The organism is Klebsiella sp. M041, assembly GCF_059759695.1.
The window spans coordinates 1-24,615 of sequence record NZ_JCAXWU010000007.1 but is presented as its reverse complement, the minus strand read 5'-3'; the positions used below and the strand labels follow the sequence as shown (position 1 = coordinate 24,615).

The window sequence follows — 24,615 nt, the reverse complement described above, 5'->3', positions numbered from 1 at the left end:
TTGCTGTTCACTATGACCCTGTGAAAATCAAAAAGTTTACGCCGCAAGCAACTCTTTCGCGTTCGCCAGGGTGTTGCGCGTGACCTCGCTGCCGCCCAGCAGGCGAGCCAGCTCCTGCAGACGAGCACGCTTATCCAGCGGCTGCATATGGGTTTCGGTCATCTCGCCATCGGTCTCTTTGCAGACAAAGAAATGATGGTGGCCGCAGCCTGCGACCTGCGGCAGGTGGGTAACGCACATCACCTGCGTGGACTCGCCCAGTTGGCGCAGCAGCTTGCCGACCACCGCCGCGGTAGGGCCGCTGATGCCGACGTCCACTTCGTCGAAGATCAGCGCCGGGGTTTCCATTTTACGCGCGGTGATCACCTGAATCGCCAGCGCAATACGAGACAATTCACCGCCAGAGGCCACTTTCGCGATCGGCTGCAGCGGCTGACCCGGGTTAGTGGTGACGCGGAACTCAATATGATCGGCGCCGTCGGCGGTGAGATGGCGTTCATCAAAAGCGACCTCAATCGCGAAGACCCCGTGCGGCATCGAAAGTGAGTGCATACTCTCGGTGATAAGCTGGGTTAGCTCGTCGGCGCTGGCCTGGCGCAGGCCGTGCAGCTGGCGCGCGGTCTCCAGCGCCAGCTGATGATGTTCGACCACCTGCTGGCTGAGGGATTCCAGCGAGCCGGCGCTGTCGTCCAGCAGGCGCTGCTCTTCGAGCATCGCCTGATAAACCGCCGGCAGCTCTTCCGGCATCACCTGGTGTTTACGCGCCAGCGCGATTTGCCGGGAAATCCGCTGCTCAAGTTCGAACAGACGATTAGGATCGAGGTCCAAACGGTCGTGATAGTGGCGCAGCTCATCGCTGGCCTCGCTGAGCTGAATGGCCGCCTCTTCCAGCATATCCAGCACGCCGGAAAGCTTGCTGTCCATACCCACCAGCTCGCTGACCAGCTGCTTCGCGGTATAAAGCTGGCTCTGCAGGTTGGCCTCTTCGCCGTCCGCCAGTACCGTCAGGGCGTGCTGACAGGTACTGAGCAGCTGACCGCTGTTGGCCAGGCGTTTGTACTCTTCGTCAATCTGCTCAAACTCTCCCGCCAGCGGGTTAAATTCGTTCAGCTCTTTAAGCTGGTACTGCAGCAGATCGGCGCGGGCGGCGCGCTCCTGGCTCTGCTGCTGATGCTGGGCCAGCTCGCGGCAGCTCTGGTGCCACTGGCGATAGTGCTCTGCCATGCGCTGAGTGAGCGCATACTCACCGGTATAGCCGTCGAGCAGCGTTTTCTGGTGTTCGGGTTTGGTCAACAGCTGGTGCGCATGCTGGCCGTGGATCTGGATCAGCAGCTGGCCCAGCTCGCGCAGCTGCGAGAGCGGGACGGCGGTGCCGTTGATGAAGCCGCGCGAGCGGCCGTCGGCGCTGATCACCCGGCGAAGTAAACACTCACGCCCGCTCTCCAGCTGGTTCTCTTCCAGCCAGCGCTGGGCGGCCGGGGTATCTTTCAGCGCGAAGCGCGCGCACAGGTCGGCACGGGTGGCGCCGCGACGCACCATGTCGGCTTCCGCTCTGCCGCCGAGGCACAGCCCCAGCGCGTCGATGGCAATGGATTTCCCGGCGCCGGTTTCCCCGGTGATGGCGGTCATGCCGCTGTGGAAATCAATTTCCAGTTCACGAACGATAGCAAAATTACTGATGGTGAGTTGCGCCAACATAGCTGCCTTCCTGTATGAAAAACCAATACTGTGTTTTCGTACAGTATAGACTGGTTTTTTATCCAGTAAAGAGGCAGCGATGTAAATCAGAACAATTTTTTCGACCAGCCGAGCTTGGTGCTTAATGTATTGAAATAGCTGTAATCTTTAGGGTGAATCAGATTGAGGTGATAATCACAGCGGCGAATGAGAACGTCTTCGCCATCCTGGATCGGCAGGGCAATCTGGCTGTCGCAGCTGATCTCCAGATCGCTGCAGCGGTGAGAGAAGCGCAGGCGGATGGTGCTGTCGCCGTTGATCACCAGCGGTCGCGCCGAGAGGGTGTGCGGGAACATCGGCACCAGGGTGATGGCGTCCAGCGACGGGGTGAGGATCGGGCCGCCGGCCGACAGCGAATAGGCCGTGGAGCCGGTCGGAGTGGAGATAATCAGGCCGTCCGAGCGCTGGGAGAAGGCAAAGACTTCATCGATATAGACTTCGAACTCAATCATATGCGCCACTTTGCCGGGGTGCAGCACCACTTCGTTGATGGCGGTGCTGATGCGTTTCTGGCAATCCTGCTGGCACACCTGGGCCTCCAGCAGAAAGCGCTTCTCCGCGATGTAGTGGCCTTCCAGCACATCGGCGAGCTGCTGCAGGGCGTTGTCCGGGTCCAGGTCGGTGAGAAAGCCGAGGTTGCCGCGGTTAATGCCGATGACGTTAATGTCATAACGGGCCAGAGTCCGCGCCGCGCCGAGCATATTGCCGTCGCCGCCTACCACCACCGCGAGGTCGGCCTGTTGGCCAATCTCCGCCAGCGTGCCGGTTTTCACGTTGCTGAGCTGGAGTTCATGGGCGATCTGCTGTTCAACCAGCACTTCATACCCTTTGCTGCACAGCCAGCGCCAGAGCATTTCATGTGTGGTCAGGGCGGTGGGGTGACGAGGATGTCCCACAATGCCGATACACTTGAAATGGTTCTTCATGATCTGGATGTCCTTGCGTTAAATGAAATAGTGACAATCTGTCCGCTTCCCTTGAAACCCGGAAACTGATCCCCATAATAAGCGAAGTTAGCGAGATGAATGCGAAAAAAACGCGGAGAAATTCATGAGTAGTAAAGAACAGAAAACGCCTGAGGGGCAAGCCCCGGAAGAAATTATCACGGAGCAGCACGACGACGTTGAGGCGGTAGAGCCTGAAGTTTCGGCTGAGCAGGTGGATCCGCGCGATGAAAAAATTGCGAATCTGGAAGCCCAGCTGGCTGAAGCGCAGAAACGCGAACGTGAAGTGATGCTGCGTGCCAAAGCCGACGAAGATAACCTGCGTCGTCGTACCGAGCAGGATATCGAGAAAGCGCACAAATTCGCGCTGGAAAAATTCGTCAATGAACTGCTGCCGGTGATCGACAGCCTGGACCGCGCGCTGGAAGTGGCCGACAAGGCTAACCCGGAGCTGGCGCCGATGGTGGAAGGGATCGAACTGACCCTCAAATCTATGCTGGACGTAGTGCGTAAGTTTGGCGTGGAAGTGATCGCCGACACCAACGTTCCGCTGGATCCGAACGTCCACCAGGCCATTGCGATGGTCGAGTCTGAAGACGTGGCGGCGGGCAACGTGCTGGCCGTGATGCAGAAAGGTTACACCCTGAACGGCCGCACCATTCGCGCCGCGATGGTGACGGTAGCAAAAGCGAAATAACGTTTGCTGCCTTGCTCAACGGCTGCCCGCGGGCGGCCGTTTTTTATGCCATCGCTCCCGGCGCGAGAAAAAAAACGGCGGGCCGCAGCCCACCGTGATGTTAATTCCTTCGCTCGCGCTACTCCGCGACGCTCTCGCGTAATGATTTCACCGGCATCACTTTCACCTGTTTGATCATGTTGTCCTGCACGTCGAGGATATCAATATCATACTGCTCAATGCGCACGCGGGTGCCCGGGACCGGGATCTCTTCCAGCGCTTCAAGGATGATACCGTTGATGGTGCGCGCTTCATCTTCCGGCAGGTTCCAGTTGAACGCTTTGTTGATCTCGCGAACGTTGGCGCTGCCGTCGATTATCACCGTACCGTCGTTGAGCGGGGTCACTTCCTCCGCCAGGGTGGGTGACATGGAGGTGGTGAAGTCGCCGACAATCTCTTCAAGAATATCTTCTACGGTAACCAGCCCCTGAATATCGCCGTATTCATTAACCACCAGGCCGACTTTCTTTTTATTGCGCTGAAATTTCACCAACTGGGTGCTGAGCGGCGTCCCTTCCGGAACAAAGTAGATCTCATCTGCCGCACGCAGCATGATCTCTTTTGTGAACTCTTTCTTCTCCGTCATCAGGCGGTAGGCTTCGCGGACGCGCAGCATGCTGATGGCATCGTCAAGCGAATCGCGGTAGAGCACAATGCGGCCGTGTGGGGAGTGGGTCAGCTGGCGGACGATAGATTTCCAGTCGTCATTGATGTCGATGCCGACAATCTCATTGCGCGGCACCATGATGTCGTTAACGCTGACTTTCTCCAGGTCCAGCACCGACAGCAGCATATCCTGATTGCGTCGTGAGATTTGTGAACGAGATTCATTCACAATCGTGCGCAGTTCATCTTTACTCAGGGCGCTGCTGATGACGGTATCGGTGCGGATGCCCATCATGCGCATCAGCATGCGGGTGATGGTATTCAGCAGCCACACCAGGGGCATCATCAGCACCTGCAGGGGAGCCAACAGGAAGCTGCTGGGGTAGGCGACCTTTTCCGGATAGAGGGCGGCGATGGTTTTCGGCAGGACTTCGGCAAACACCAGCACCACAAAGGTGAGCACCCCGGTGGCGATCGCGACGCCGGCATCGCCGTAGAGGCGCATGCCGACGATGGTGCCCAGCGCCGAGGCGAGAATGTTGACGAGGTTATTGCCGATGAGCACAAGGCTAATCAGGCGGTCCGGCTTGCGCAGCAGCTTCTCCACGCGCTTGGCGGGGCGGTTGCCTTGTTTCGCCATATGACGCAGCCGGTAGCGGTTCAGCGTCATCATGCCGGTTTCGGAGCCGGAGAAATAGGCAGAGATAATCACCATGACGATCAGCGTTATGATCAGCGTGGTGGTGGAGATATGTTCCACGTAGGATTCCTTAAAAGACTTAGCTCACGAACTGTTGCAGCACGCGGCTACCAAAATAGGCCAGCGTCAGCAGACCGGCGCCAGCGACGCTGAACCAGACCACACGACGTCCGCGCCACCCTTCATGATAGTGGCCCCACAGCAGGACGATATAGACGAACCACGCAATAATCGACAGCACCGCTTTATCAATGTTTTCGCTGCTGAACAGATTGTGCATATAGAACAGACCGCTACATAGCGTCAGGGTCAGCAGCACCACGCCGACCTGGGTGATGTGGAACATTTTGCGCTCAATGCTCATCAGCGGCGGCATTTCGCTACTGAAGGCCAGCTTTTTGTTCTTTAACTGGTAGTCGATCCACGCCAGCTGTAGCGCATACAGCGCGGCAATGATCAGCGTGGCGTAGGAGAAGAGCGACAGGCCGATATGCACCAGCATCCCCGGGGTGGTTTCCAGGTGGGTGATATATTCGTTAGGCACGAAGGTGGCGAAGGCCAGATTGATCAGCGCGAAGGCATAGACGATAGGCAGCAGCAGCCAGCCGCGATTGCGCGAGGCCACGATAGTCATTACCGTACAGATCATCAGGCTCACCAGCGACCCGACGTTCAGTAAGCTGAGGTTTTGCCCGCTCTCGCCGCCGGGGAATATCCGTGCTTCCAGCGCAAAAGCATGGCAGATCAACGCGATAGTCGCTGATAAAATCGCCATTCGCCGCCAGCTGCTGTTTTTTTGCAGCAAGCCGGGGATAATCAGCGCGAGGCTGACGGAGTAGGCGACAAGGGCGAGTAGAGCAAAAACAGGCATAGGTGTCGGCTGTTGGATAAATAAGAAAGAGAAGCAGTATAACGTCAGCAGGCCTCTGCTCCAACCGTTGCAGCACATTCAGATTGATGTCGTGTTATACTCCGCCACATTCGTTTTGTGTGTCGCTGCGGCGACCGACCGTTTCCACCTCAGGCGAGAGACAATGTTTGATAATTTAACCGATCGTTTGTCGCGTACGCTGCGCAACATTAGCGGCCGCGGACGCCTTACAGAAGACAATATTAAAGACACCCTGCGCGAAGTGCGCATGGCGCTGCTGGAAGCGGACGTTGCGCTTCCGGTGGTACGTGATTTCATCAGCCGCGTCAAAGAGAGCGCGGTCGGCCATGAAGTCAATAAAAGCCTGACCCCGGGTCAGGAGTTCGTCAAAATCGTCCGCAACGAGCTGGTGGCGGCGATGGGCGAAGAGAACCAGACCCTCGACCTGGCGGCGCAGCCGCCGGCGGTGGTGCTGATGGCGGGCCTGCAGGGTGCCGGTAAAACCACCAGCGTCGGTAAGCTAGGGAAATTCCTGCGCGAGAAGCACAAGAAGAAAGTGCTGGTGGTCTCCGCGGACGTTTACCGCCCGGCGGCGATCAAACAGCTGGAGACCCTGGCCGAGCAGGTCGGCGTCGACTTCTTCCCGTCCGACGTCGGGCAGAAGCCGGTTGATATCGTCAACGCGGCGCTGAAAGAAGCGAAGCTCAAATTCTACGACGTGCTGCTGGTGGATACCGCCGGTCGTCTGCACGTTGACGAAGCGATGATGGACGAAATTAAGCACGTCCACGCCGCCATTAATCCGGTTGAAACCCTGTTCGTCGTCGATGCGATGACCGGCCAGGATGCGGCGAATACCGCCAAAGCCTTTAACGAAGCGCTGCCGCTGACCGGCGTGGTGCTGACCAAAGTGGACGGCGACGCCCGTGGCGGCGCGGCGCTGTCGATTCGCCATATTACCGGCAAGCCGATTAAATTCCTCGGCGTCGGCGAGAAAACCGAAGCGCTGGAGCCGTTCCATCCGGACCGCGTCGCCTCCCGCATCCTCGGCATGGGCGACGTGCTGTCGCTGATCGAAGATATCGAGAGCAAAGTCGACCGCGCGCAGGCCGAGAAGCTGGCCTCCAAGCTGAAGAAAGGCGACGGTTTCGATCTCACCGACTTCCTTGAGCAGCTGCGCCAGATGAAAAACATGGGCGGCATGGCCAGCCTGATGGGCAAGCTGCCGGGTATGGGCCAGATCCCGGACAACGTGAAAGCGCAGATGGATGACAAAGTGCTGGTACGTATGGAGGCGATCATCAACTCGATGACCCTGAAAGAGCGCGCTAAGCCGGAAATCATCAAAGGTTCACGTAAGCGCCGTATCGCCGCCGGCTGCGGGATGCAGGTGCAGGATGTGAACCGTCTGCTCAAGCAGTTTGACGACATGCAGCGCATGATGAAGAAGATGAAGTCGAAAGGCGGCATGATGAAGATGATGCGCGGGATGAAAGGGATGATGCCTCCAGGCTTCCCGGGCCGCTAATCGGCCTGGCTTGTTTGCCATTTCGCCACCGGGGTGTGCTCGCCATCCTCACGTACTACGTGTACGTTCCGGTGGCTGCGCGCACGCCGGCAGCGAACTGACTGCACCGCCGACGGCCTTTTACAGCAGACTTATCAACTGCTGATTGCATTTTCCCCAGAAATCAGTAAAATTTTCGGGCTTTTAATATGACACCGGGCTCCGTTCCTCGATGGGGCCCGGTTGTTTTATTCACACAAGAGGATGTTATGGTAACTATTCGTTTAGCACGTCACGGCGCTAAAAAGCGTCCGTTCTACCAGGTTGTTGTCACCGACAGCCGTAATGCACGCAACGGTCGCTTCATCGAGCGCGTTGGTTTCTTCAACCCGATCGCTAACGGTGCGGAAGAAGAGACTCGCCTGGATCTGGATCGTATCGCTCACTGGGTTGGCCAGGGCGCTACTGTTTCCGATCGCGTTGCCGCGCTGATCAAAGCCGCTAACAAAGCAGCTTAATCTGTCACGGTGGTCATGATGAGCAAGCAACACACCGCACAAGCACCTGTTGATCCGATCGTATTGGGGAAAATGGGTTCTTCCTACGGTATCCGTGGTTGGCTCAGAGTGTTTTCCTCCACCGAAGACGCCGAAAGCATTTTTGACTATCAGCCCTGGTTAATCCAGAAGGCGGGTCAGTGGCAGGTCGTTGAGCTGGAAAGCTGGCGCCACCACAATCAGGACATCATCATCAAGCTGAAAGGCGTTGACGATCGTGATGCCGCGAATCTACTGACTAATTGCGAAATTATCGTGGATTCATCGCAGTTGCCGGAGCTGGAAGAGGGTGACTACTACTGGAAAGACCTGATGGGCTGCCAGGTAGTGACAACGGAAGGCTATAGCCTCGGTAAAGTCATCGATATGATGGAAACCGGGTCTAATGACGTGCTCGTCATCAAGGCAAACCTGAAAGATGCATTTGGTATCAAGGAGCGGTTGGTTCCGTTCCTCGATGGGCAGGTTATCAAGAAAGTCGATCTCACTACGCGTACTATCGAAGTAGATTGGGATCCTGGTTTTTAAATTCTCCGGATAAACGGTAAAAGACGGCGCTATGTGGATTGGCATAATTAGCCTGTTTCCTGAAATGTTCCGCGCAATTACCGATTACGGGGTAACTGGCCGGGCAGTAAAAAATGGCCTGCTGAGCATCGAAAGCTGGAGTCCTCGCGAGTTCACGCATGACCGGCACCGTACCGTGGACGATCGTCCTTACGGCGGCGGACCGGGGATGCTAATGATGGTGCAACCCTTACGGGATGCCATTCATGCAGCAAAAGCCGCGGCAGGTGAAGGCGCGAAGGTGATTTATCTGTCACCTCAGGGACGCAAGCTTGATCAAGCGGGCGTCAGCGAACTGGCAACGAATCAGAAACTGATTCTGGTGTGCGGTCGCTACGAAGGGATAGACGAGCGCGTAATCCAAACCGAAATTGACGAAGAATGGTCAATCGGCGATTACGTTCTCAGCGGTGGTGAGTTACCGGCAATGACGCTGATTGACTCCGTTTCCCGGTTCATTCCGGGGGTACTGGGCCATGAAGCATCAGCAACGGAAGATTCCTTTGCTGATGGGTTGCTGGATTGTCCCCACTATACCCGTCCTGAAGTGTTAGAAGAGATGGAAGTACCGCCAGTATTGCTGTCGGGAAACCATGCTGAGATACGTCGCTGGCGTCTGAAGCAGTCGCTGGGCCGAACCTGGCTTAGAAGACCTGAACTTCTGGAAAACCTGGCTCTGACTGAAGAGCAAGCAAAGCTGCTGGCGGAGTTCAAAACTGAACACGCGCAACAGCAGCATAAACATGATGGGCAGGCGTGAGCCCCCAATATCAGTTTACCCAGGATAAGAGATTAAATTATGAGCAACATTATTAAGCAACTTGAACAAGAACAGATGAAGCAGGACGTACCTTCCTTCCGTCCGGGTGATACCGTGGAAGTGAAAGTATGGGTTGTTGAAGGTTCCAAAAAACGTCTGCAGGCATTCGAGGGCGTGGTTATCGCTATTCGTAACCGCGGTCTGCACTCTGCATTCACTGTTCGCAAAATTTCCAACGGCGAAGGCGTTGAGCGTGTCTTCCAGACTCACTCTCCGGTAGTTGACAGCATTGCTGTTAAACGTCGTGGTGCTGTACGTAAAGCTAAACTGTACTACCTGCGTGAGCGCACTGGTAAGTCTGCTCGTATCAAAGAGCGTCTTAACTAAGATTCGCTTTCGCGACATCCTGACAAAAAGGGCTGGCCTCAGGGCCGGCCCTTTTTTTATCTTTGTTGTAACCATCGTGATGTAAATCATTTACAATACGCCCTCTATTCGGAGGGGCGGTGGTCAGCAACAGTTTTCAGCAAACGACACCTAAACGGCGAGCCGCCTGGCTGGCGCTGTTGGCGATCCTGCTGATCGTCGTGGCACCCCTAATCTCCGTCTCCCTGCAAAAAGACCCCATGAGCGCCATGCCCGGCATGCACCACGCCATGATGATGGACAGCTCGCCAGCGAGTATGGCGCAGATGCCTGGCCACGAGATGGCGATGACGCATAGCGCAGACGGCGCTACGCATACCGGACACGAACTGCCGCTGGATCATGCTGAAGCATGTGGCTATTGCGTGCTGTTAGCCCATGTCCCGGGTCTGCTTTTCGCGCTGGCGCTGTTCGTCGCCATGCTCCTGCGGCGCATTCGCCTGCCGGCTTCTCGGCCGGTATTAAAACACTGGCGTTACTTTCCCTGGCTTTACCCCGAAACCCGCGCCCCGCCGCGGCTGTCTGCTTTTTCCCTTTAATAAAAATGAATCTGCGCACTGCGCAACGACCTCTTTTTGCTTTGAAAAAGGAAAAGTATGACAACCTGCACCTCGCGCGCGGCATGGCTGAACCTGCTGCGTCGCCTCCATTTCTATATCGGGCTGTTTATCGGACCGTTTATCTTTGTCGCTGCCCTGACCGGCACGCTGTACGTGGCGACGCCGCAGCTGGAAAACTGGCTCTATCACGATGCGCTGTATGGCCTTCCCGAAGGCACCCCGCAGCCGCTCAGCGCCCAGATTGCGGTGGCAGAAGAAGCGACCCAGGGTAATCTGCGGCTGCTGGCGGTACGTCCGGCCCCCGCGGTGGGCGAGACCACCCGCATTATGTTTGCCGATCCGAGTCTCGGGGAGTCGGAATCCCGGGCCATTTTTGTCGATCCGATCGCGCTGCGGGTGAAGGGCGATATGACGGTCTACGGCACCAGCGGCATCCTGCCGCTGCGGCAGTGGATTGACTATGCGCATCGTTCGCTGCTGCTGGGCGACAGCGGGCGGCTCTACAGCGAACTGGCTGCCTCATGGATGTGGGTGGCCGCGCTGGGGGGCATTGCCCTGTGGGCGATGACGCGTCCAAAACGGCGGCTCAATAACGCCCTGCAGAATCATCGTCGGCTGCACGTGACGTTGGGCTGGTGCTTACTGCTGGGCATGCTGCTCTTCTCCGCCACCGGCCTGACCTGGTCGCAATGGGCCGGCGGCAACGTGGATAAAATGCGGGCGGCTTTCGGCTGGTGGACGCCGCAGGTCAATACCCTGCTGCACGGTGAGGCGCCGATGGCGCACGATCCCCATGCCGGGCATCATAGGGAGGCGATGGCCATGACCCAGCATCAGCCAGCGCAGTTTGACCAGGCGCTGGCGGTGGCCCGTCAGGCGGGGCTGAACGCCAGCCGGCTGGAGATCCGTCCGCCGGTGTCAGACGAACGCGCCTGGACGGTGAATGAGATTGACCGCCGCTGGCCGACGCAGGTGGACGCGGTGGCGATCGATGGCGCCACGATGCAGGTGGTGGATCGCACCCATTTTGCCGACTTTCCGCTGATGGCGAAGCTTACCCGCTGGGGCGTCGATTTCCATATGGGGATCCTCTTTGGTCTGGCGAATCAGCTGCTGCTGGTGGGGTTTGGCTGCGCGCTGTGCGTAACCATCGGCGTGGGGTACCGGCTGTGGTGGATACGCCGTCCGCCACAGGCCGTCTGGGATCCGGCGCATTCCCTGCTGCAGGCATGGCTGTCGCTCGCCTGGCCTGCCCGTGGGCTGGTGCTGGGGATAGCGTTAGCCCTGGGGCTGGCCATGCCGTTGATGGGGATCAGCCTGGTGCTGTTCATTGCCGTTGACTACCTGCGCTGGCGCGCGGCAACGGCAATGAGGATAGCGAAGTCTAGCGATTAAGCGGACGTCTACGGCGTACTGATGACCACCGTGACCCGGCGGTTTTCAGCGCGCCCGGCCGCGGTATCGTTGCTGGCGATCGGGTATTTTTTGCCAAGGCCGCGGGTGACTAAATTACTGCGCGGGATATGGGCGCCTTCCGCCCAGGCATCGGCTACGCTGTTGGCCCGCTTAAGCGACAGGGCTTCGTTATAACTATCCTCACCATAATTATCGGTGTGGCCTTCAAGGCGGCTATGTGTAATCCCGGTTGTCGCCAGCCGCGAGGCCATTTGGGTGATCTGCTGGCGGCTGTCGGGACGTAGTCGGTAGTCATTCTTGTCAAACAGGATGCTATCGGATAAGCCCAGGGACCAATCGCCATTGCTTTCAGTGAAGCCATAAGATTTCATCGCCGCCACCTGCTCAGGGGTAAATTTTCCCTGAGGAGCCTGGCAACCTGTCAAAAGCGCCGCCGCCATCAGGGCGGGGGCGAAATATTTCCTGATCATAATGCGTCCTTTATTATTTCAGCATCTGCTGGATACGTTGGTTTTTCATCCGATACATATTCTGATCGGCAAGTTCTTGCAGTGATTCCGCCGTGGCGTGTTCCCACGCCAGGGCATAACCGACGCTCAGCGAGAGCGTGGCTCTATGGCCATTGTGCAGGTTGAATGGCGGAAGAAATTGTTCTGACAGCGCCTGGCACAGGGCCTGGACTTCTGCTTCCGAGCGCACCTCGCGCAGCAGAACGGCAAACTCGTCGCCGCCAAGACGCCACGCCAGATGGCGTTTACCGGCGAAAGTCATCAGGCGGCTGGCGACTTCCATCAGCACTTTATCGCCCGCCGCATGTCCCCAGTTGTCATTGATCAATTTGAAGTTATCGCCATCGAGAAACAGTAACGCTGAGGTCTCGTGATCCACTTCATTTTTCATCAGCTCGGCGAGCGCGTTGCGAAAGGCGGCGCGGTTAGCCAGACCGGTCAACGGATCGTGTAACGAGCTGCGCAACAGCTGAGCATTTTTGGCCTGCAACTGGCGCTGCCAGTCCTCCATCTCCCCCAGCAGACTGTTAAAGTCCTGGGCAAACAGATGGAACTCCTCGATACGCTCCTCCGGCACCCGCCGCGAGAAGTGGCGGTTTTCGCGAATATCATGCACGACCTCGGTGATGCTCTGCAGGGCGGCGACGATCCCCCGGTGCAGGGAGTGGGTCAGCAGCAGGCCGATGAACGAGGCGAGCAGAATGCTGCCGGTCAGTACCAGAATCGAGATGCCGAGAAAGTGGCTAATCAGTTCGTCAAGCGCGGTCAGTCGCAGCTCGCCGATTTGTTTCCCCTGGTGCCAGATGGGCTGCACCGTGGGCTCTGGAAACAGCCATTTACTGATAAGGCCGCTCACTTGTTCTTTGTTGGCCAGCGGTTCGTGGCGCCAGGCGGCGAAGTGCTGCTTCTGGCCGTTGAGCACGATCGCCTGGGAAATCTGCCCTTGCTTCCCCAGCGAAGCGAGGGTCTCCTCTGCTGCCGCGCTGTCGCCAAACACCAGGGCGGCTTCGAGGCTGCGGCCCATGGTCGCGGCAGTGAGCTCAAGATTTTTCTGCGCGTACTGCTTGAGCGTGAAAATAGAGGCCGTGCTCAGCAGCAGCCAGACCAGCGTCATGGAGATCACCACGCTTATCACGCTAATGCGACGCAGCGCGCGTTTAAACGTCGGGCGCGATGTCTGTGAAAAGTCCTTATTCATGTGGTTTCTTCCGGGCAAGCATCAGGACGTCCGGGTTAACCCGAACCCCGCTGTGCGTCAGAACGTCCAGATTAACGGAGAAGCGGACCCTGTCGTCGTTGATGATCAGGCAAAACGCGCTACCAATTGAGCAATCCGTATTTTGTTCTGCGATGAGTAACAGCGGCCTCGAGCCATAGCGGCGAGTTAACTCCGACTGTTGGGTCGGCGTTTCGCTGCCAAAATAAAAACCATCGCAGGTCGTTTTTAACGCTTCTTCACTATTACGTACTATCACCGGTTGATAAGGCAATGCATCCGGCGCTTCATGAGCCAGGCTATGGGTGAAGCGTGATGAGGCAAAAATGCATAGCTTCGGCGCCCCTGTTAATGACGGCCAACGGGTGTAGGTCACGATCCCGGAAACAATAGCGCGAACATGTTCTGAAGGTCCGGCAGCAAAAACAGGAGATACCGCGATGAGAAAAAATACAGTCAATAAAAGACGGTGTAATACTGTCATTAACGCTTCCGTCAAATTCGCCATAGCGCGGGAAGAGCCGCTGCCGATGCCCGGCGAAGAATACCACTGATAGCAAAACCCGTCATTAGATGCGCCCTTTGCTTTGGGACAAATCTCACCAGGATTTTTCGTAATGCCGATGACGCTGGCGAGCAATTTTGGCGCGATTTCACTATCTGTAAATATTATTGTACGGTTAATGCCGTGGTAAGGGCCAATTAATTTATCGCTGTAAAGTAAAATTTACGGAATATGGATTGAATTCTTTACTTCGTATGGTATCGTTACGTCATGCCCGCTGAGGCAACCCTTATCGCAAACGAGCTACACAGGATCGCAATCATGCAAAAAGACGCGCTGAACAACGTACATATTACCGACGAACATGTATTAATGACCCCGGAGCAACTGAAGGCGGAATTCCCCCTGAGCGTTGAACAGGAGGCGCAGATCGCGCACGCCCGTGAAACCATCTCCAATATCATCGCCGGTCGCGATCCGCGCCTGCTGGTGGTCTGCGGTCCTTGCTCCATTCACGATCCGGAAGCGGCGATCGAATATGCTCGTCGGTTTAAAGCCCTTGCCGCAGAGGTCAGCGATAGCCTCTACCTGGTGATGCGCGTCTATTTTGAAAAACCCCGTACCACCGTCGGCTGGAAGGGGCTGATTAACGATCCGCATATGGATGGTTCGTTTGATGTTGAAGGCGGCCTGAAGATTGCGCGTCGTCTGCTGGTCGAGCTTGTGAATATGGGACTGCCGCTGGCGACGGAAGCGCTGGATCCCAACAGCCCGCAGTACCTTGGGGATCTGTTCAGCTGGTCCGCCATCGGCGCGCGAACCACGGAATCTCAGACGCACCGCGAAATGGCCTCTGGTCTTTCCATGCCGGTAGGCTTTAAAAATGGCACCGACGGTAGCCTGGCCACGGCTATCAACGCCATGCGCGCCGCGGCGATGCCGCACCGCTTCGTCGGTATCAACCAGGCCGGGCAGGTCTGCCTGCTGCAAACGCAGGGTAACCCGAACGGCCATGTGATCCTCCGCGGCGGTAAGGCGCCGAACTACGGGCCGGAAGATGTGGAGAAATGTGAAAAAGAGATGGCGCAGGCGGGACTGAAGCCGTCGCTGATGGTAGATTGCAGTCATGGGAACTCCAATAAAGATTTCCGCCGCCAGCCGGCCGTGGCTGAATCCGTTGTCGCGCAGATCAAAGATGGCAATCGCTCCATTATCGGCCTGATGATCGAGAGTAATATCCACGAGGGCAATCAGTCCTCTGAACAGCCGCGTGAGGCGATGAAATACGGCGTTTCGGTAACGGATGCCTGCATCAGCTGGGAAACCACCGATGCGCTGCTGCGTGAACTGGATAAGGATCTCCGCGGCCACCTGGCGGCCCGTTTGGTGTAAGAGGAAAGTATGGTTGCTGAACTGACCGCGTTACGCGATCAAATTGATGAAGTGGATAAAGCGTTGCTTAGCCTGCTGGCTAAGCGCCTGGAACTGGTGGCCGAAGTCGGCGAGGTGAAGAGCCAGTATGGCCTGCCGATTTACGTCCCGGAACGCGAGGCGGCGATGCTCGCCTCCCGGCGTGAAGAGGCGGCTGCGCTCGGCGTTCCGCCGGATCTGATCGAGGACGTTCTGCGTCGCGTGATGCGGGAATCCTATTCCAGCGAAAACGACAAAGGCTTCAAAACCCTTTACCCGAATCTGCGGCCGGTGGTGATCGTCGGCGGCGGCGGGCAGATGGGGCGTCTGTTTGAGAAGATGTTAACGCTGTCCGGCTACCAGGTGCGCATTCTGGAAAAAGAGGACTGGGCGCGGGCGACGGATATCGTCGCCGATGCCGGTATGGTCATTGTCAGCGTGCCGATTCACACCACCGTGGAGACGATCGCCAGGCTGCCGCCGCTGCCGGCGGATTGCATTCTGGTCGACCTTGCCTCGGTTAAAGCAGAGCCGCTGCAGGCGATGCTGGCGGCGCATCAGGGCCCGGTACTCGGCCTGCACCCGATGTTCGGTCCGGACAGCGGCAGCCTTGCCAAGCAGGTGGTGGTCTATTGCGATGGCCGCCAGCCGGAGGCCTATCAGTGGTTCCTCGAGCAAATTCAGGTCTGGGGCGCGCGCCTGCATCGCATCAGCGCGGTGGAGCACGATCAGAACATGGCCTTTATTCAGGCGCTGCGCCACTTTGCCACCTTCGCCTATGGTCTGCATCTGGCGGAAGAGAATGTGCGCCTTGAGCAGTTGCTGGCGCTCTCGTCACCCATTTACCGGCTGGAGCTGGCGATGGTGGGCCGTCTGTTTGCCCAGGATCCGCAGCTCTACGCCGACATTATTATGTCCTCGGAAAACAACCTGGCGCTGATTAAGCGCTACTACCAGCGGTTTGGCGAGGCGATCGGTCTGCTGGAGCAGGGCGATAAGCAGGCGTTTATCGATAGCTTCCGTAAAGTCGAACACTGGTTTGGCGATTACGCCCAGCGTTTCCAGAGCGAGAGCCGCACGCTGCTGCGTCAGGCGAACGATAATCGGCAGTAAAGCGAAAAAGATGTATACAATAAAGCCAGCGACCGCTGGCTTTTTTTATAGGGATGACAACGATGGCTGAACCACAACCGCTGTTTGACTACACCGGATACCTGCCGGAATGCCCGACCTGGAGTGAGGCAGAGCAGGCCCTCTACTGGGCCGATATCATGGAATGTGAAATTCACCGCTACGATACCCGCAGCGGCGAACACCAGGTGCTGCAGTTTCCGGAGGAGGTCGGCTGTTTTTCCCTGCGCGAGAAGGGCGGTTTTATCGTTGCATTGCGCAGCGGTATCTGGCTGACCGACGCCCACGGTCTGCTGCGGCGGAAAGTCTGCGATAACCCGAGCAACCCGGAACTGGCACGCTTTAACGACGGCGGGACCGATCGCGACGGGCGCTTTTATGCCGGCACCTTCTGGGGCCCGGGGGATTACAACGGCGCGCTGCTGATGCGGGTCGATAACGACCTGAAGCCGACGGTGATCCAGTGCGACATCCATGGCGCCAACGGTCTGGCGTTTAGCGCCGACCGGCGCTGGATGTATACCTCCGATACGCCGAACGCCGTGATTTACCGTACGCCGCTGGATGAGCAGGGTGAGCCTGGCCGGCGCGAAGTCTTTCGCCGTTTTCTGCCGGGCGAAGGGATCCCGGACGGGGCGGCGATTGACGTGGAGGGATGTTACTGGAGCGCAATGTTTGACGGCTGGCGGATCGCCCGTTTCTCTCCGCAGGGTGAGGAGCTGGAGTCCTACCCGATGCCGGTACGTTGCCCGACGATGGTCTGCTTTGGCGGGGCGGATATGAAAACGCTCTACATCACCACCACCCGGGAAAACATGGAGGACGATGAGCTGGCGCAGTATCCGCTGTCCGGCGCTATCTTCACCCTGCCGGTGGCGGTGGCAGGGATGAAGAAATTACCATTCCGCGAACGCTAAACCGGATCCACCGGCACGACGTTTTCGCTGGGGTAGCAACCGAGAACCTTCATGGAGCGGGTGATCTCCGCCAGCTCCTTCAGCGCCTTGCGCATGGGCAGCGAGTCCAGGTTTGCCTGAATATCGAGATAAAACATCTCTTCCCATGGATTGCCATGGATTGGGCGAGACTCCAGTTTGGTCATGATCAGATTGTGATTGCGCAGCACCAGTAAGGCCTCCACCAGGGCGCCCGCCTGCTGACCGGTCGCCATTAACAGCGTGGTCTTCGCCGGAACCTGATCGGAGACGTTCACCGCTTTGCGCGCCAGAACGAGGAAGCGCGTAATATTCTGCGTCTGGTTGGCCTGGCAGTGCTCCAGTACCTGCAGACCGTACAGGGCGCCGCCCGCTTCGCTGCCCAGTGCCGCGACGGCCGGGGAGTTCGCCTGCGCGACTTTTTCCATCGCCGCTGAGGTGCTCTCGGTATATTCAATCTTCCAGTGCGGGTAGCGACTCAGATACTGGCTACACTGCTGGAACGGCTGCGGATGGCTGTAGACGGTCTGAATTTTATCGGCATCCGTCGAGGTGCTGACCAGTACGCAATGATCGATAGGGATCGTCAGTTCGCCAACGATCGACAGGCTGGTGTGCTGCAGCAGATCGTAGACGTCGTTGATCCCGCCGGAGCTGGTGTTTTCAATCGGCACTACGGCGTAATCGGCCTGACCGGTCTCCACCTGATTAAAAATATCGGCGAACTTCGCGCAGCCGCTTTCAATAAACTGCTCAAAGTGGCGAGCGGCGTACTGACGCGCCGCCAGATGCGAATAAGAGCCTTTGGGACCGAGGAACGCCACGCGAGCTGAATGCGGGTTAATTTTATTCAAATGCTGCTGCAGCAGGGTTTGCTGGGTCAGAACAGAGTCTTCGATAATCAGCTGGAACAGGCGGGTGATGTAGTGTGCATCCAGATTATGACGCTTGCCGAGGGTCATCAGACGCTCCAGCAGATCGCGTTCGCGGTCAATATCACGCACCGGACGATGGGAGGCCAGTTTGGCTTTACCAACCTCAACAGCCAGCCCGCGACGCTCCGCCAGCAGAGCAAGCAGTTTCTCATCCAGCGCGCTTATCTTGTCGCGCAGCGCCAGTAATGGGTTTTCCTCGGTCATAGATGTTGCCTTTGTTGTTATCAAATAAAAAAGGCCCCCCGGGTGGGAGGCCTTATTGTTCGTCTTCGCATTCTTTCTTATACGACGAATTGCCTCCCGGTCAGGGGAAGGTAAAAAAGAATGCGAAGAAGAACGGGACGAGTTTCATGATGAATTCCTTTAAGTAGTGGGGATTACAGTACCTGTACTGTTTTCACTCTGTCAATAAAAAACGCGCCCGAAGGCGCGTGGCATGACACAACTTAAGTTAAGGATTACTCTTCTTCTTCCACAAAGCCTGCCTCTTTCACCGACGTCGCGGCGCGGCGGGCTTCCCCTTTGTGTTGCACTTTATTGAGCTGCCGTTCCAGCTTGTTGATCAATTCGTTAATGGCGGCGTACATATCTTCATGACGCGCACTGGCAACCAGATGGCCGTTTGGCGTGTTGATGGTTGCGTCAGCGATAAAACCCTGCGGCTCCTTAGACAGAATGATGTGCGGGTTAATTAAATGAGTTTGCCACTTATCCAGTTTGGCGAGACGGTCTGCGACATGCTGGCGGATTGCCGGAGTAATTTCCATTTGTTTACTGGTAATGTTCATTGTCATAAATTTTACCTCTTGTCTTTCCCGTCTTGGTGAATCCAGCATACCTTTCCCAATGTCAAAATGTGTGATCTAAATCACATTTTATTGTCACTTTTTGTCAACGAATTCATTTTGTGAGACAGGGCAGGAAGAGATGAGATTTTACTTGTCGAACCCGACAAAGCAGGCCATATTTGATGAGTTAACCCGGCGCTAAACCGCTTCAGCTAGCCAGGATAATGGATAAAAAAACGGCAGCCAGTGGCTGCCGTTTGCGATCTATGAATCAGGCTCAGGTGTTCTTGCTGTTCGCGGCGATAATCTTCGCGACTTTGTCCGCCTGAGCGTTCATCTGCATTTGACGATAGGCGTTTTCCATCTTCGGCAGGGCATCGCGGGTGGCCTGGGTATCCGGATAGTTACGCATCATACCTTCCACGCGGTTAACGACGGCAACCCATGCGCCGCGGTCGGTGTAGTAATCCACCACCGACAGCTCATACTTCGCCAGGCGATCTTTCAGGAACACCATGCGCTTATAGGCGTCAGTGGCATACTGGCTGTTCGGGTAGCCACGTACCAGTTTGGAGAAGTCATTGAAGGCATCGCGCGCGTGCTGCGGATCGCGGTCGGAACGATCGACGCCGAAGAAGCCCTGCAGGGCGCTGTCATCCAGAGCCATGTTGGTCAGGCCGCGCATATAGATGACGTAGTCGATGTTCGGATGGGTGGGGTTCAAGCGCATGAAGCGATCGATGGCGGCCTGAGCCAGCGGCAGATCGGCGTTTTTGTAATACGCATAAATCAGATCCAGCTGTACCTGTTGGGAATAAGGGCCGAATGGATAACGGTTATCCAACGCTTCCAGTTGCGTTATCGCCTGTTTCCAGTTACCGTCCTGCAGTTTTTGCTGGGCGGTCGCGTAGATTTCATTCGGCGGATTATCAGGCACCTCTTCCTTAGAGCCGGAGCAACCCACCAAAGCCAGGCTCAGTGTGGCGGCTGCCACCAGGTATTTCATGCGCGTCATGACGTTTTGACTTCCTCAAAATGTTTATGCGGGAGAATCTCTGTTCCTGCTCCCGATTAAGACCAGCTACAATAGCACACTATATTAAACGGCAAAGCCGTAAAACCCAACGTTAAACGAAGAAGCTGTATATGGCACAACGAGTACAACTCACCGCAACGGTGACCGAAAATCAACTCGGTCAACGCTTAGATCAGGCTTTGGCCGAATTGTTCCCTGATTATTCGCGATCGCGGATAAAAGAATGGATCCTCGACCAACGCGTATTAGTCAATGGCGCCATTGGCGATAAACCGAAAGAAAAAGTGCTGGGGGGAGAACGCATCGCTATCGATGTGGAAATCGAAGAAGAGGCGCGCTTCCAGCCGCAGGATATTCCGCTCAATATCGTTTACGAAGATGACGACATCCTCGTGATCAACAAACCGCGCGATCTGGTTGTACATCCTGGCGCGGGCAACCCCGACGGTACTGTGCTGAATGCGCTGCTGCACTACTATCCGCCTATTGCCGATGTGCCGCGTGCGGGTATCGTCCACCGTCTGGATAAAGACACCACCGGTCTGATGGTGGTGGCGAAAACCATTCCAGCGCAAACCCGGCTGGTGGAGTCGCTGCAGCTGCGCGAGATCACCCGTGAGTACGAAGCGGTGGCGATCGGTCATATGACCGCCGGCGGTACGGTGGAAGAGCCGATCAGCCGTCACCCGACCAAGCGTACCCATATGGCGGTGCACCCTATGGGCAAGCCGGCGGTGACCCACTACCGCATTATGGAACATTTCCGCATTCATACCCGTCTGCGCCTGCGTCTGGAAACCGGGCGTACGCATCAGATCCGCGTGCATATGTCGCATATTACCCATCCGCTGGTAGGCGACCAGGTGTATGGCGGCCGCCCGCGTCCGCCGAAGGGCGCGTCGGAGGAATTCATCACCGCGCTGCGTAAATTCGACCGCCAGGCGCTGCACGCCACCATGCTGCGTCTGTACCATCCGATTACCGGTATTGAAATGGAGTGGCATGCGCCCATCCCACAAGATATGGTCGAGCTCATCGATGCGATGCGCGCCGATTTTGAAGCCCATAAGGACGATATTGACTGGTTATGACTAAACTGATTGTACCGCAGTGGCCAATGCCCGGCAGCGTGGCGGCCTGTAGTTCTACCCGCATCGGCGGCGTGAGTCTGCCGCCCTATGACTCGCTCAATCTGGGCGCCCATTGCGGCGACAATCTGCAGCATGTCGAAGAAAACCGGCGGCGGATGTTTGCCGCCGGCGGCTTGCCGTCTTACCCGGTTTGGCTGGAGCAGGTTCATGGTACCGATGTGCTCACGCTGGACGGCGGACCCTATCCGTCGAAACGCGCGGATGCCTCTTATAGCCGTACGCCAGGGACTGTCTGCGCCGTGATGACCGCTGACTGCCTGCCGGTCCTGTTCTGTAACCGCGCCGGTACCGAAGTCGCCGCGGCGCATGCGGGATGGCGCGGCTTATGCGAAGGGGTTCTGGAAGAGGCGGTCGCCCGTTTCGCCGATAAAGCCGAAAACATTATGGCGTGGCTGGGGCCCGCCATCGGTCCGCAGGCGTTTGAGGTGGGGCCAGAAGTTCGCGACGCTTTTATGGCGAAGGATGAGAATGCGCACCGTGCTTTTCGTCCGGCAGGCGAAAAATATTTTGCTGATATCTACCAACTGGCTCGGCAGCGTCTGGCAAACGTCGGCGTTGAGCAGATTTTCGGCGGCGATCGCTGCACGGTAAGCGAAAAGGATGATTTTTTCTCTTACCGGCGCGACAAGACCACCGGTCGTATGGCAAGTTTCATTTGGCTGATATAACCTAGAGAATCAAGACGATCCAGAAGGCAAACTTATTTTTCGCATAGTTCAGGTCTTTAACCTTGAATAATTGAGGGATGACCTCATTTAATCTCCAGTAGCAAATTTGACCTGTTATGGGAGGAGTTATGCGTCTGGATCGTCTTACCAATAAATTCCAGCTTGCTCTTGCCGATGCCCAGTCGCTCGCACTCGGGCACGACAACCAATTCATCGAACCTCTTCATTTAATGAGCGCCTTGCTGAATCAGGAAGGGGGATCGGTACGTCCTTTATTAACCTCGGCGGGCGTGAATGCCGGGAAACTGCGCACTGACATCGAACAGGCTCTGAGCCGTTTACCGCAGGTGGAAGGCACCGGCGGCGATGTGCAACCTTCTCAGGATTTAGTGCGGATCCTGAACCTTTGCGACAAGCTGGCGCAAAAGAAAAAGGACAATTTTATTTCGTCAGAACTGTTTGTTCTGGCGGCGCTTGAATCACGCGGTACGCTGACCGACCTTTTAAAATCCGCCGGAGCAACAACCGCCAACGTGACTCAGGCGATTGAACAAATGCGCGGAGGTGAAAGCGTGAACGATCAGGGTGCCGAAGACCAACGTCAGGCATTGAAGAAATTTACCGTCGATCTCACCGAGCGTGCCGAGCAGGGCAAGCTGGACCCGGTTATCGGCCGTGATGAAGAGATCCGCCGTACCATTCAGGTACTGCAGCGCCGTACCAAAAACAATCCGGTGCTGATTGGTGAACCCGGGGTGGGGAAAACCGCTATCGTCGAAGGCCTGGCGCAACGTATCGTCAACGGCGAAGTGCCGGAAGGGCTGAAAGGCCGCCGGGTGCTGGCGCTGGATATGGGCGCGCTGGTGGCCGGGGCGAAATACCGCGGTGAGTTTGAAGAGCGTCTGAAAGGCGTGCTGACCGACCTGTCGAAACAGGAAGGCAACGTCATTCTGTTTATCGATGAACTGCATACCATGGTTGGCGCCGGTAAAGCCGATGGCGCGATGGATGCAGGCAACATGCTCAAGCCGGCGCTGGCGCGTGGTGAACTGCACTGCGTCGGGGCGACGACGCTTGACGAATACCGTCAGTACATTGAAAAAGACGCTGCGCTGGAGCGCCGCTTCCAGAAAGTGTTCGTCGCCGAGCCATCGGTAGAAGATACCATCGCTATTCTGCGCGGCCTGAAAGAACGTTATGAACTGCACCACCACGTGCAGATCACTGACCCGGCAATCGTGGCGGCGGCGACCTTGTCGCATCGTTACATTGCCGACCGTCAGCTGCCGGATAAAGCCATCGACCTTATTGATGAGGCGGCGTCCAGCATCCGTATGCAGATCGACTCGAAGCCGGAAGAGCTGGACCGTCTCGATCGCCGTATCATCCAGTTGAAACTGGAGCAGCAGGCGCTGAAGAAAGAGTCTGATGAGGCGAGTCTGAAGCGTCTTGATATGCTCAACGAGGAGCTGGCGGATAAAGAACGGCAGTACTCGGTGCTGGAAGAAGAGTGGAAAGCGGAAAAAGCGTCCCTCTCCGGCACTCAGACCATCAAAGCCGAGCTGGAGCAGGCGAAAATCGCCATCGAACAGGCGCGTCGCGTCGGTGACCTGGCGCGGATGTCTGAGCTGCAGTACGGCAAAATTCCGGAACTGGAGAAACAGCTGGCGGCAGCCACTCAGTCCGAAGGGAAAACCATGCGTCTGCTGCGTAATAAAGTGACGGATGCTGAAATCGCCGAAGTGCTGGCCCGCTGGACCGGTATCCCTGTCTCCCGCATGATGGAAAGCGAGCGTGACAAACTGCTGCGTATGGAGCAGGAACTGCATCACCGGGTAATTGGCCAGGATGAGGCGGTTGAAGCGGTATCTAACGCGATTCGCCGCAGCCGCGCCGGGCTATCCGATCCGAACCGACCGATTGGTTCATTCCTGTTCCTCGGTCCGACCGGGGTCGGTAAAACCGAGCTGTGTAAAACGCTGGCTAACTTTATGTTCGACAGCGACGACGCGATGGTGCGTATCGATATGTCCGAGTTTATGGAGAAACACTCCGTCTCGCGTCTGGTCGGTGCGCCTCCGGGATACGTCGGTTATGAAGAGGGCGGTTACCTGACCGAGGCGGTGCGCCGTCGTCCTTATTCCGTCATCCTGCTGGATGAAGTGGAAAAAGCGCACCCGGATGTGTTCAACATTCTGCTGCAGGTACTCGACGACGGGCGCCTCACTGATGGGCAGGGGAGAACGGTCGACTTCCGTAATACGGTGGTCATCATGACCTCGAACCTCGGTTCCGATCTGATTCAGGAACGGTTCGGCGAGCTGGATTACGGACATATGAAAGACCTGGTGCTGGGAGTGGTCAGCCAGAACTTCCGTCCGGAGTTCATCAACCGTATCGATGAAGTGGTGGTCTTCCATCCGCTGGGTGAGAAACACATTGCTTCTATTGCCCAGATCCAGCTGCAGCGTCTGTATAAACGTCTGGAAGAGCGCGGATATGAAGTGCGGATGTCCGATGAGGCGCTGAAGCTGCTAAGCGCCAACGGGTACGATCCGGTATACGGCGCGCGGCCACTGAAACGCGCTATTCAGCAGCAGATTGAGAACCCGTTAGCCCAGCAGATCCTTTCTGGTGAGCTGATTCCGGGTAAAACCGTCGAGCTGGTAGTGAAAGACGACCGTATCGTGGCAGTGCAGTAAGTCACAAAACGACAAAAACGGGCCCAGCGGGCTCGTTTTTGTTTAAAAACCAGGCAAGAATTAAAGCTCAACACCTGATTTGGTTGAAAAGTGAGCGGTTGAATTCTTTTTTTGAATTTATCCTTGTCACTTCAGAATTACTCCCTATAATGCGCCTCCACTGACACGGAACAACGGCAAGCAAGCCGCCGGGTCAGCGGGGTTCCGGTGAGAACCTCGCAGAGAAAAGCGAAAATAAATGC

At 56.8% G+C, this 24,615-nt stretch carries 25 protein-coding genes and 1 other annotated feature; of the genes, 14 read left to right on the top strand and 11 right to left on the bottom strand.

Features of this window, described 5'->3' with window-relative positions:
- Positions 1-36: 36 nt before the first annotated feature.
- Both recN and nadK read right to left on the bottom strand, forming a co-directional pair.
- Positions 37-1,698 (bottom strand): DNA repair protein RecN, encoded by a 1,662-nt coding sequence (gene recN / locus AC6CWS_RS10570; RefSeq protein ID WP_065883344.1) that lies wholly within the window; start codon positions 1,696-1,698, stop codon positions 37-39.
- 86 nt (positions 1,699-1,784) lie between these two features.
- The gene (gene nadK, locus AC6CWS_RS10565; RefSeq protein ID WP_002914158.1) at positions 1,785-2,663 is read right to left on the bottom strand and encodes an NAD(+) kinase; all 879 of its coding nucleotides are present in this window, start codon (positions 2,661-2,663) and stop codon (positions 1,785-1,787) included.
- A gap of 124 nt (positions 2,664-2,787) precedes the next feature.
- On the opposite strand from nadK, the gene grpE reads away from it, so the two are divergent.
- A complete protein-coding gene (gene grpE / locus AC6CWS_RS10560) occupies positions 2,788-3,378 on the top strand; it encodes a nucleotide exchange factor GrpE (RefSeq protein ID WP_004174800.1) in 591 nt (196 codons plus the stop codon).
- A gap of 118 nt (positions 3,379-3,496) precedes the next feature.
- On the opposite strand, the gene AC6CWS_RS10555 is transcribed toward grpE, so the two are convergent.
- Together AC6CWS_RS10555 and AC6CWS_RS10550 are read right to left on the bottom strand one after the other, a co-directional pair.
- The gene (locus AC6CWS_RS10555) at positions 3,497-4,783 is read right to left on the bottom strand and encodes an HlyC/CorC family transporter (protein WP_023290690.1); all 1,287 of its coding nucleotides are present in this window, start codon (positions 4,781-4,783) and stop codon (positions 3,497-3,499) included.
- A 19-nt stretch (positions 4,784-4,802) separates the two neighbouring features.
- Positions 4,803-5,594: a cytochrome C assembly family protein gene (locus AC6CWS_RS10550; RefSeq protein WP_002914153.1), complete on the bottom strand. Its 792-nt coding sequence runs from the start codon at positions 5,592-5,594 to the stop codon at positions 4,803-4,805.
- Between the two features lie 163 nt (positions 5,595-5,757).
- On the opposite strand from AC6CWS_RS10550, the gene ffh reads away from it, so the two are divergent.
- The 7 genes from ffh to AC6CWS_RS10515 all read left to right on the top strand — a co-directional run bounded on the left by ffh (position 5,758) and on the right by AC6CWS_RS10515 (position 11,366).
- On the top strand, positions 5,758-7,122 hold the full coding sequence (gene ffh, locus AC6CWS_RS10545; RefSeq protein ID WP_002914152.1) for a signal recognition particle protein: 1,365 nt from the start codon (positions 5,758-5,760) through the stop codon (positions 7,120-7,122).
- 248 nt (positions 7,123-7,370) lie between these two features.
- Positions 7,371-7,619, top strand: coding sequence for a 30S ribosomal protein S16 (rpsP, locus tag AC6CWS_RS10540; RefSeq protein WP_002914149.1), 249 nt, complete (start codon positions 7,371-7,373; stop codon positions 7,617-7,619).
- Between the two features lie 18 nt (positions 7,620-7,637).
- Positions 7,638-8,186, top strand: coding sequence for a ribosome maturation factor RimM (gene rimM / locus AC6CWS_RS10535; RefSeq protein ID WP_004150977.1), 549 nt, complete (start codon positions 7,638-7,640; stop codon positions 8,184-8,186).
- Positions 8,187-8,217: 31 nt separating this feature from the next.
- On the top strand, positions 8,218-8,985 hold the full coding sequence (trmD, locus tag AC6CWS_RS10530) for a tRNA (guanosine(37)-N1)-methyltransferase TrmD (protein ID WP_080901354.1): 768 nt from the start codon (positions 8,218-8,220) through the stop codon (positions 8,983-8,985).
- 39 nt (positions 8,986-9,024) lie between these two features.
- A complete protein-coding gene (rplS, locus tag AC6CWS_RS10525) occupies positions 9,025-9,372 on the top strand; it encodes a 50S ribosomal protein L19 (protein ID WP_002914145.1) in 348 nt (115 codons plus the stop codon).
- 119 nt (positions 9,373-9,491) lie between these two features.
- Positions 9,492-9,950, top strand: a complete 459-nt coding sequence (locus tag AC6CWS_RS10520; RefSeq protein WP_032453748.1) for a DUF2946 domain-containing protein — start codon at positions 9,492-9,494, stop codon at positions 9,948-9,950.
- Positions 9,951-10,007: 57 nt separating this feature from the next.
- Positions 10,008-11,366: a PepSY-associated TM helix domain-containing protein gene (locus AC6CWS_RS10515; protein ID WP_080901353.1), complete on the top strand. Its 1,359-nt coding sequence runs from the start codon at positions 10,008-10,010 to the stop codon at positions 11,364-11,366.
- Positions 11,367-11,374: 8 nt separating this feature from the next.
- On the opposite strand, the gene AC6CWS_RS10510 is transcribed toward AC6CWS_RS10515, so the two are convergent.
- From AC6CWS_RS10510 to yfiR, 3 genes are read right to left on the bottom strand one after another with little or no spacing between them, the layout of a single operon-like run.
- On the bottom strand, positions 11,375-11,857 hold the full coding sequence (locus AC6CWS_RS10510; RefSeq protein ID WP_023290687.1) for an OmpA family protein: 483 nt from the start codon (positions 11,855-11,857) through the stop codon (positions 11,375-11,377).
- A 13-nt stretch (positions 11,858-11,870) separates the two neighbouring features.
- Positions 11,871-13,094 (bottom strand): diguanylate cyclase DgcN/YfiN, encoded by a 1,224-nt coding sequence (gene dgcN / locus AC6CWS_RS10505; protein WP_080901352.1) that lies wholly within the window; start codon positions 13,092-13,094, stop codon positions 11,871-11,873.
- The gene (gene yfiR / locus AC6CWS_RS10500) at positions 13,087-13,596 is read right to left on the bottom strand and encodes a regulatory sequestration protein YfiR (RefSeq protein WP_023290685.1); all 510 of its coding nucleotides are present in this window, start codon (positions 13,594-13,596) and stop codon (positions 13,087-13,089) included. Before yfiR ends, dgcN begins: the two co-directional genes overlap by 8 nt.
- A 342-nt stretch (positions 13,597-13,938) precedes the next feature.
- Here yfiR and aroF point away from each other — a divergent pair, with 342 nt between their 5' ends.
- From aroF to AC6CWS_RS10485, 3 genes are all read left to right on the top strand, one after another.
- Positions 13,939-15,009: a 3-deoxy-7-phosphoheptulonate synthase AroF gene (gene aroF / locus AC6CWS_RS10495; protein WP_023290684.1), complete on the top strand. Its 1,071-nt coding sequence runs from the start codon at positions 13,939-13,941 to the stop codon at positions 15,007-15,009.
- A gap of 9 nt (positions 15,010-15,018) precedes the next feature.
- Positions 15,019-16,140: a bifunctional chorismate mutase/prephenate dehydrogenase gene (gene tyrA / locus AC6CWS_RS10490; protein WP_004206843.1), complete on the top strand. Its 1,122-nt coding sequence runs from the start codon at positions 15,019-15,021 to the stop codon at positions 16,138-16,140.
- Positions 16,141-16,202: 62 nt separating this feature from the next.
- The gene (locus AC6CWS_RS10485; RefSeq protein ID WP_023290683.1) at positions 16,203-17,075 is read left to right on the top strand and encodes an SMP-30/gluconolactonase/LRE family protein; all 873 of its coding nucleotides are present in this window, start codon (positions 16,203-16,205) and stop codon (positions 17,073-17,075) included.
- On the opposite strand, the gene pheA is transcribed toward AC6CWS_RS10485, so the two are convergent.
- From pheA to bamD, 4 genes are all read right to left on the bottom strand, one after another.
- On the bottom strand, positions 17,072-18,232 hold the full coding sequence (gene pheA, locus AC6CWS_RS10480; RefSeq protein ID WP_023290682.1) for a bifunctional chorismate mutase/prephenate dehydratase: 1,161 nt from the start codon (positions 18,230-18,232) through the stop codon (positions 17,072-17,074). The two genes, AC6CWS_RS10485 and pheA, sit on opposite strands and share 4 nt — an antisense overlap.
- Before the next feature lie 24 nt (positions 18,233-18,256).
- Positions 18,257-18,381 (bottom strand) — a sequence feature (Phe leader region).
- Positions 18,333-18,380: a pheA operon leader peptide PheL gene (pheL, locus tag AC6CWS_RS10475; RefSeq protein WP_100250063.1), complete on the bottom strand. Its 48-nt coding sequence runs from the start codon at positions 18,378-18,380 to the stop codon at positions 18,333-18,335. It overlaps the preceding feature by 48 nt.
- Before the next feature lie 105 nt (positions 18,382-18,486).
- Positions 18,487-18,822 carry a ribosome-associated translation inhibitor RaiA gene (gene raiA, locus AC6CWS_RS10470; protein WP_002914111.1) on the bottom strand — a complete coding sequence of 112 codons (336 nt, stop codon included), beginning with the start codon at positions 18,820-18,822 and terminating at the stop codon, positions 18,487-18,489.
- 271 nt (positions 18,823-19,093) lie between these two features.
- Positions 19,094-19,831, bottom strand: coding sequence for an outer membrane protein assembly factor BamD (gene bamD / locus AC6CWS_RS10465; RefSeq protein WP_004145664.1), 738 nt, complete (start codon positions 19,829-19,831; stop codon positions 19,094-19,096).
- A 131-nt stretch (positions 19,832-19,962) separates the two neighbouring features.
- On the opposite strand from bamD, the gene rluD reads away from it, so the two are divergent.
- From rluD to clpB, 3 genes are all read left to right on the top strand, one after another.
- On the top strand, positions 19,963-20,943 hold the full coding sequence (gene rluD / locus AC6CWS_RS10460) for a 23S rRNA pseudouridine(1911/1915/1917) synthase RluD (protein ID WP_080901351.1): 981 nt from the start codon (positions 19,963-19,965) through the stop codon (positions 20,941-20,943).
- Positions 20,940-21,671 (top strand): purine nucleoside phosphorylase YfiH, encoded by a 732-nt coding sequence (yfiH, locus tag AC6CWS_RS10455; RefSeq protein WP_080901350.1) that lies wholly within the window; start codon positions 20,940-20,942, stop codon positions 21,669-21,671. The genes rluD and yfiH overlap by 4 nt, the downstream gene beginning before the upstream one ends.
- 128 nt (positions 21,672-21,799) lie before the next feature.
- Entirely contained in the window at positions 21,800-24,373 is a 2,574-nt protein-coding gene (clpB, locus tag AC6CWS_RS10450; RefSeq protein WP_004206837.1) for an ATP-dependent chaperone ClpB, read from the top strand.
- Positions 24,374-24,615: the final 242 nt, after the last annotated feature.

Excerpts from the sequence above, each read along its gene's own strand:
- recN (WP_065883344.1), bottom strand. The coding sequence starts at position 1,698 with ATGTTGGCGCAACTCACCATCAGTAATTTTGCTATCGTTCGTGAACTG.
- nadK (WP_002914158.1), bottom strand. The coding sequence starts at position 2,663 with ATGAAGAACCATTTCAAGTGTATCGGCATTGTGGGACATCCTCGTCAC.
- grpE (WP_004174800.1), top strand. The coding sequence starts at position 2,788 with ATGAGTAGTAAAGAACAGAAAACGCCTGAGGGGCAAGCCCCGGAAGAA.
- AC6CWS_RS10550 (WP_002914153.1), bottom strand. The coding sequence starts at position 5,594 with ATGCCTGTTTTTGCTCTACTCGCCCTTGTCGCCTACTCCGTCAGCCTC.
- ffh (WP_002914152.1), top strand. The coding sequence starts at position 5,758 with ATGTTTGATAATTTAACCGATCGTTTGTCGCGTACGCTGCGCAACATT.
- rpsP (WP_002914149.1), top strand. The coding sequence starts at position 7,371 with ATGGTAACTATTCGTTTAGCACGTCACGGCGCTAAAAAGCGTCCGTTC.
- rimM (WP_004150977.1), top strand. The coding sequence starts at position 7,638 with ATGAGCAAGCAACACACCGCACAAGCACCTGTTGATCCGATCGTATTG.
- trmD (WP_080901354.1), top strand. The coding sequence starts at position 8,218 with ATGTGGATTGGCATAATTAGCCTGTTTCCTGAAATGTTCCGCGCAATT.
- rplS (WP_002914145.1), top strand. The coding sequence starts at position 9,025 with ATGAGCAACATTATTAAGCAACTTGAACAAGAACAGATGAAGCAGGAC.
- AC6CWS_RS10515 (WP_080901353.1), top strand. The coding sequence starts at position 10,008 with ATGACAACCTGCACCTCGCGCGCGGCATGGCTGAACCTGCTGCGTCGC.
- AC6CWS_RS10510 (WP_023290687.1), bottom strand. The coding sequence starts at position 11,857 with ATGATCAGGAAATATTTCGCCCCCGCCCTGATGGCGGCGGCGCTTTTG.
- dgcN (WP_080901352.1), bottom strand. The coding sequence starts at position 13,094 with ATGAATAAGGACTTTTCACAGACATCGCGCCCGACGTTTAAACGCGCG.
- yfiR (WP_023290685.1), bottom strand. The coding sequence starts at position 13,596 with ATGACAGTATTACACCGTCTTTTATTGACTGTATTTTTTCTCATCGCG.
- aroF (WP_023290684.1), top strand. The coding sequence starts at position 13,939 with ATGCAAAAAGACGCGCTGAACAACGTACATATTACCGACGAACATGTA.
- tyrA (WP_004206843.1), top strand. The coding sequence starts at position 15,019 with ATGGTTGCTGAACTGACCGCGTTACGCGATCAAATTGATGAAGTGGAT.
- AC6CWS_RS10485 (WP_023290683.1), top strand. The coding sequence starts at position 16,203 with ATGGCTGAACCACAACCGCTGTTTGACTACACCGGATACCTGCCGGAA.
- pheA (WP_023290682.1), bottom strand. The coding sequence starts at position 18,232 with ATGACCGAGGAAAACCCATTACTGGCGCTGCGCGACAAGATAAGCGCG.
- raiA (WP_002914111.1), bottom strand. The coding sequence starts at position 18,822 with ATGACAATGAACATTACCAGTAAACAAATGGAAATTACTCCGGCAATC.
- bamD (WP_004145664.1), bottom strand. The coding sequence starts at position 19,831 with ATGACGCGCATGAAATACCTGGTGGCAGCCGCCACACTGAGCCTGGCT.
- rluD (WP_080901351.1), top strand. The coding sequence starts at position 19,963 with ATGGCACAACGAGTACAACTCACCGCAACGGTGACCGAAAATCAACTC.
- yfiH (WP_080901350.1), top strand. The coding sequence starts at position 20,940 with ATGACTAAACTGATTGTACCGCAGTGGCCAATGCCCGGCAGCGTGGCG.
- clpB (WP_004206837.1), top strand. The coding sequence starts at position 21,800 with ATGCGTCTGGATCGTCTTACCAATAAATTCCAGCTTGCTCTTGCCGAT.